This is a genomic window from Enterobacter sichuanensis, from assembly GCF_002939185.1.
In the GTDB taxonomy this organism is placed as follows: domain Bacteria; phylum Pseudomonadota; class Gammaproteobacteria; order Enterobacterales; family Enterobacteriaceae; genus Enterobacter; species Enterobacter sichuanensis.
Genome location: NZ_POVL01000017.1, coordinates 75,998 through 82,592, shown reverse-complemented (window position 1 = coordinate 82,592; position 6,595 = coordinate 75,998). Strand labels below are relative to the sequence as shown.

The 6,595-nt window shown below is 57.8% G+C and carries 5 protein-coding genes; 3 read left to right on the top strand and 2 right to left on the bottom strand.

Features of this window, described 5'->3' with window-relative positions; translation table 11 throughout:
• The first annotated feature begins 23 nt into the window (after nt 1–23).
• Both tynA and C5687_RS10085 read left to right on the top strand, forming a co-directional pair.
• Entirely contained in the window at nt 24–2,297 is a 2,274-nt protein-coding gene (gene tynA, locus C5687_RS10090; RefSeq protein WP_104556871.1) for a primary-amine oxidase, read from the top strand.
• 120 nt (nt 2,298–2,417) lie between these two features.
• A complete protein-coding gene (locus tag C5687_RS10085; protein WP_104556870.1) occupies nt 2,418–3,524 on the top strand; it encodes a GGDEF domain-containing protein in 1,107 nt (368 codons plus the stop codon).
• A 98-nt stretch (nt 3,525–3,622) separates the two neighbouring features.
• On the opposite strand, the gene C5687_RS10080 is transcribed toward C5687_RS10085, so the two are convergent.
• Nucleotides 3,623–5,122, bottom strand: a complete 1,500-nt coding sequence (locus C5687_RS10080; protein ID WP_104556869.1) for an aldehyde dehydrogenase family protein — start codon at nt 5,120–5,122, stop codon at nt 3,623–3,625.
• Between the two features lie 241 nt (nt 5,123–5,363).
• On the opposite strand from C5687_RS10080, the gene feaR reads away from it, so the two are divergent.
• Nucleotides 5,364–6,272: a transcriptional regulator FeaR gene (gene feaR, locus C5687_RS10075; RefSeq protein ID WP_104556868.1), complete on the top strand. Its 909-nt coding sequence runs from the start codon at nt 5,364–5,366 to the stop codon at nt 6,270–6,272.
• On the opposite strand, the gene C5687_RS10070 is transcribed toward feaR, so the two are convergent.
• The gene (locus tag C5687_RS10070) at nt 6,273–6,590 is read right to left on the bottom strand and encodes a YdbL family probable chaperone protein (RefSeq protein ID WP_104556867.1); all 318 of its coding nucleotides are present in this window, start codon (nt 6,588–6,590) and stop codon (nt 6,273–6,275) included.
• Nucleotides 6,591–6,595: the final 5 nt, after the last annotated feature.

Genomic DNA, 6,595 nt, shown 5'->3' with positions numbered 1-6,595 from the left:
AACACAACAAGATGAGGTCTACGATGGGAAGCAATTCTTCTTTTTCTGCCCGTAGAACGGCACTGGCCATGGCCGTTGCGCTGTGTTGCGCCTGGCAATCCCCTGTTTTCGCCCACGGCAGTGAGGCGCATATGGTCCCGATGGACAAAACGCTACAGGACTTCGGCGCGGACGTTCAGTGGGATGATTACGCACAGATGTTTACCATTGCGAAAGACGGTGCCTTTGTGAAGGTCAAACCGGGTGCCAAAACCGCCATCGTCAACGGCAAAACCCTCAAGCTTGAGGTGCCGGTGGTGATGAAAGGCAAGAAAGCCTTTATTTCAGACAGGTTCATCAACGATGTTTTCCAGTCCGGTCTTGACCAGACCTTCCAAGTTGAAAAAAGCCCTCACCCGTTAAACGCGTTAACGGCGGACGAAATTAAGCAGGCCGTCGAGATTGTGAAAACCTCTGCGGATTTTAAACCCAATACCCGCTTCACCCAGATTGCCCTCGCTGAGCCAGAGAAAGCCAAAGTGTGGGACTTTGTGCTTAACGGCACGCCAGTGGATGCCCCCCGCCAGGCGAAGATCGTGATGCTGGATGGAAAGCACGTTATCGAAAGCGTGGTGGATCTGAAGGATAAAAAAATCCTGCGCTGGGAACCGGTGAAAGACGCGCACGGCATGGTGCTGCTGGATGATTTCACCGCAGTGCAGCAGATCATCAACGAGAGCACCGAGTTTGCTGAGGTGCTGAAAAAACACGGCATTACCGACACCAAAAAAGTGATCACCACGCCGCTTACCGTGGGCTATTTCGACGGTAAAGACGGTCTGAAGCAGGAAGATCGCCTGCTGAAAGTGGTGAGCTATCTCGATGTCGGCGATGGCAACTACTGGGCGCACCCGATTGAGAACCTGGTGGCCGTGGTGGATCTTGAGCAGAAAAAAATCCAGAAAATTGAAGAAGGCGCCGTGATCCCGGTGCCCATGACCCCGCGCCCCTACGATGGCCGCGACCGGGTAGAGACGCCGAAAAAGCCGCTCGACATTACTGAACCGGAAGGCAAAAACTACACCATTACCAGCGACAGGGTTCACTGGCAGAACTGGGATTTCCACCTGAGCCTCGACTCCCGCGTCGGCCCGATGATTTCGACCGTGACCTATAACGACAACGGCAAAAAGCGCCAGATTATGTATCAGGGCTCCCTGGGCGGGATGATCGTCCCGTATGGCGACCCGGACGTGGGCTGGTACTTTAAAGCCTATCTCGACTCCGGCGACTACGGTATGGGCACCCTGACCTCCCCGCTGGTACGCGGGAAAGACGTCCCGTCCAACGCCGTGATGCTCAATGAAACCATCCCGGATTACACCGGCGCGCCGATGGAGATCCCCCGCGCGATTGCCATTTTCGAACGCTACGCCGGGCCGGAATACAAGCATCAGGAGATGGGCCAGCCTAACGTCAGCACCGAGCGCCGCGAGCTGGTGGTGCGCTGGGTGAGCACCGTTGGCAACTACGATTACATTTTCGACTGGGTGTTCCATGAAAATGGCACCATCGGCATTGACGCTGGCGCGACAGGAATCGAAGCGGTGAAAGGCGTGCAGGCGAAAACCATGCACGATGCTACCGCCAAAGACGACACCCGTTACGGCACGCTGATCGATCACAACATCGTGGGCACCACGCACCAGCACATCTATAACTTCCGCCTGGATATGGATGTGGATGGCATCAACAACAAGCTGGTGGCCATGGATCCGGAAGTGAAACCGAATACCGCCGGCGGCCCGCGCACCAGCACCATGCAGATCAATCAGTATGATATTGATACCGAGCAGCAGGCGGCGCAGAAATTCGATCCAGGCACTATTCGCCTGCTGAGCAACACCCGCAAAGAGAACCGCATGGGCAACCCGGTCTCGTATCAGATCATCCCTTACGCGGGCGGTACGCACCCGGTGGCGACCGGCGCGACGTTTGCCCCGGACGAGTGGATTTACCATCGCCTGAGCTTTATGGACAAACAGCTGTGGGTGACCCGCTACCACCCGGATGAGCTCTACCCGGAAGGGAAATTCCCTAACCGCTCGATCCATGATACGGGCCTGGGACAGTACAGCAAAGATAACGAGTCGCTCAACGACCAGGATGACGTGGTCTGGATGACCACCGGCACCACCCACGTGGCGCGCGCAGAGGAGTGGCCGATCATGCCGACGGAATGGGTGCATACCCTGCTTAAACCGTGGAACTTCTTCGACGAGACGCCAACGCTCGGCAAGAAAAAAGACAATAAATAACTCCCCCGCCGGGCAATTGCCCGGCTTTTTTTTGCCGCAACATTTGAGGATCGTCCAGGCTTGCTTATAGTTACTGATATCTCAGCCGCATGATTTATCCCCCGGACGGGAAAGGATTTTATGGAAAAAAGAAAAAAACCGCCCCTCGAACGGGCGACCTGGCCGACACGCCATGCCATGGTCATGCATGGCCTGGCGAAAAACCTGCCGTGGCTGGCCTTCGTCAACGTCAGTTTCGCGGTAATGATCCTGCTGCGACACGTCCTGCTTAAACCCGGCGATCCCCTTTATCCGACCTCTCCGCATCTGACAAAAATGGTCGATGCCTCAATGCTCGGCATTATTATCCTCTCTGCGGCACTGGTCCTGATGGCATGGCGACGTATCGCCGGTATCAGCGTGGTGCTGTTTTTCTGTAGCGCCATCTGGTCAGTCGCCTGTTTCTGGTTTGTGACCCAGCTGCTGCTGCCCCATGTCTGGCCGCTGTGCGTCATTCTGTTACTCGCCGGTTTGACGGCGCTCTACTTTTACCCCGAGGGGTTGCTCGCCTTTGAACTTCCGCTCTGGATCACCCTGCTGATTGCTAGCTGGAGGCTCAATGACGGTCTCAACCTTCACTTCGTCATCATCTGGAGCGTGTTTACGCTGATCCTGATCTGCGGGCGTTTCATCCTGTTGAGCTGGTTTGACGAAGCCTGGCGACGCAACCAGCAAAATCAGCTGCTGATATCCCGGCTGGACGCACTGGCGCATCAGGATCCGTTAACCAAAACCGCCAACCGCCGGAAAATGGAAGTGGTGCTGGAAAACGCCGTTGAGCAGAAAAAAACCTTCTCGGTGATCATGCTGGATATCGACTATTTCAAGCGCTACAACGATACCTACGGGCACCCGGCGGGTGACGAATGTCTGACGCGCGTAGCGCGGGTGCTGAAGCAGTCGGTGCGCACCCCGGAAGATGTGGTGTCACGCTACGGTGGCGAAGAGTTTCTGGTGATTCTGTTTAATTGCCCTGAAGCCATCGCGGAAAAGGTTGCCCTGCGTATTCAGGACGGCCTGCGCGCAGAGGCCATCCCGCATGGGGCCTCAGCGGTCAGCGACCATGTCACGGTGAGCATGGGGATTACGAGTATGGCGGAGGGGCTAGCCGGCACCGAGATCATCGCCCGCGCCGACGCGGCACTGTACCGGGCGAAAGAGGCCGGGCGGGATCGGTGGTCGCGGTGATAAAGCCCGGTGCGGCCTGATGCCCTCACCCTGACCCTCTCCCACGGGAGAGGGAACAAACACTAAAAAGGCAACCTCCCGGTTGCCTTTTGCTTTTACTAGTAGCGCACGCACACCGATTTGGTTTCGCACCAGCCGTCCAGCCAGTCCGGACCAAAATCACGTCCGGTGCCGGACTGCTTCATCCCGCCGAACGGCAGGTTGGCGTCAATCAGCGTGTGGCTGTTTACCCAAACGGTGCCCGCCTGCAGCCTGTCGGTATACTCCAGCGCCTTGCTGATATTCTGCGTCCAGACGCTGGCCGTCAGGCCATATTCGGTGTCGTTTGCCAGCTGGAGCGCCTCTTCCCCGTCGGAGACGCGCACCAGGTTGACCACCGGGCCGAACACCTCTTCGCGGGTCAAGCGCAGCCCGGCGTCCGGGTTTATCACCAGCGTAGGCGAAACGTAATAGCCTTTGCCTTTCGGGCCTCGGTTGCCGACGATCAGCTCCGCCTTGCGAGTTTTCGCTTCATCAAGGAAGGTTTGCACCTTGTCGCAATGCACGCGCGACACCAGCGGGTTGATAAACGCCTCCGGCGACATGCCCGGCCCAACGCTCAGGGATTTCACCGCCTGCTCAAAACCGCTGACCAGCGTGTCGAAGAGCGGCGCCTCAATGTAGATACGGGAACTTGCCGCGCAGACCTGCCCCTGGTTCAGGAAGCTGCCGGTCATCAGGCCTTCGATCACCCAGGCCGGGTCGGCATCCTTCAGCACAATGGCCGGGTTTTTGCCCCCCAGTTCCAGCGTCACCCCGGTTAGCGTGTCCGCCGCCGTGCGGGCAATCTGCTTGCCGGTCGCCGTTGAGCCAGTGAAACTGACCTTGGCAATATGCGGATGCGCGGTCAGCGCTGCGCCACACACCGCGCCGCTGCCGGTTACCACATTGAATACCCCGTCCGGGATCCCCGCTTCGCTGGCCAGTTCCGCCACGCGCAGCATGGTCAGCGGCGTGGTTTCCGACGGTTTAATGACGATGGAACACCCCGCCGCCAGGGCAGGCATCACTTTCCACATCCCGATCATCAGCGGGAAGTTCCACGGGACAATCCCGGCCACCACGCCAACCGGCTCTTTGCGCGTCCACGCCTGGTAGCGTGCGCCCTGCGGCAGCGGAATGGAGAGGTCGAGGGTTTTCCCCGCAATCTTTGTGGTCAGCCCGGCGGTATAGCGCATCCAGTTGAGGGTACAGCCGACTTCAAAGGCGCGGGAAATGTTGATGGACTTGCCCTGCTCCAGCGTTTCAAGCTGGGCCAGCTCCTCGCCGTGCTGTTCCACCAGATCGGCGAAATGGAGCAGGATCCGCTCGCGCTCCGCCGGTAATTTTCCGGCCCAGCTGCGGGCGACAAAGGCGCGCCAGCCGGACATCACGGCGCGGTCAACGTCATCGACGCTGGCATCGGCAGTCGAGGCTATCACCTCGCCCGTGGCCGGGTTATAGACATTGAGCCGTTTTTCACTGTCCGACGCGGCCTGACGCCCTTCAATCCACAGGCCATGATGTCGGTCTAAAAATTGCTGCACGGCAGGCTGAATAGCCACCTGTGATTCAGACATAGGATACTCCTTCGTTATTATTCGCAGGGTGTTTATCCAGTCTAAGAGGGGTTTCGCATTCCCGCTTTTGTCTCTGTGACATTCGCTTTGCCACCTGTGACAGGCTCCGCAAATCGTGATAATTCCGTCTTATAGCGCTGTCCCCGGTGAGTGTTCTTTCCTATAGTCAGCCTCAGAGCTCTGACAAAATGCAACACAAATGCAACAATGCGTAAACGTTGACGGTGCAGTGAGAAAAACGATGGCGTGTGCAAGCGAGCAGGAACAGTATCAGCAGTGGCTGGCGCAAATTAACCAGGTTTGCGGGCGTTTCAACGCGCGTCCTCTGGAGGGAAAATTCTTCGGTGAACTGGAGACCAGCTATGCGCGCAGCCTGAAGCTCAGTACCGTGACCGCTGGCGGCGTTACCCTGTTCCGCTCCCGCCAGGAGATCAGAGACAGTAACGATGCCTGGTTCTATACCGTGTTTCAGCTTGAAGGCAGCGCGCAAATCGAGCAGGACGATCGCCGCTCTGTGCTGAGAACCGGGGATATTACGCTGATTGACGCATCGCGCCCGTGCTCAATTCACTGGCAGGAAAAATCCCGCCAGATTTCGCTGCTGGTGCCCCGTCAGATCATTGAGCAGCAGTGCCGGTTTCAGGAGATCAGCTGCGCGCTGACGCTCTCCTGTTCGTTGCCGACGGTACAGTTAAGCCATCGTCTGTTGATGGAGAGTATGTGTAATGCCGACCTGAGCGACCGGGAAAGTGAAGCGGCGCTTGAAGCGATGGTGTGCCTGCTGCGCCCGGCGTTCCAGCAGCGCGAGTTGATTCAGCCACGTAAGGAACGCCAGTTCCGGCAGGTGGTGGCGCTGATCGACGACAACATTCAGTCTGACTCTCTGCGTCCGGAATGGATTGCCGCCGAAAGCGGAATGTCCGTGCGCAGCCTCTATCGCATGTTTGCCGAAAAAGGGCTGGTGGTGGCGCAGTACATTAAAAACCGTCGTCTGGATCTCTGCGCGCAGGTGCTACGCTCCGCCGGAGATGATGAAAAGCTGGCGGGGATTGGCTACAGCTGGGGGTTCACCGACCATAGCCATTTTTCAACAGCGTTTAAGCAGCGTTTTGGCGTCTCACCGGGTGAATACCGCAGGCGCTATCGCTAGCTACTTTTTGAGCCACTTTCCGTTAATGCCCTTCACGTACTCGCCCGGCTGCGCGCGGGCAACCAGCTTTTGACCTGCCATTTTCGCCACTTCATCAACCGGCAGATTGTTGCTGTCCGCCAGTTTCTGGTAGTTTTCCGTGCGCGCCGCGTTGATGCGGCTGACCAGTGCCAGCGTTTCCGCGTCCTGTTGAATCGGGGCCAGATAGCCGCTGAGGGTTTCCCCCACCCGGCCCTGCGCCCGGGCGTCGTTCAGGGTCAGCGCAGCCGCCTGCACGTTCATCCCTAATGCCAGTAAAATCAGAGCTAATCGATTCATAGCAT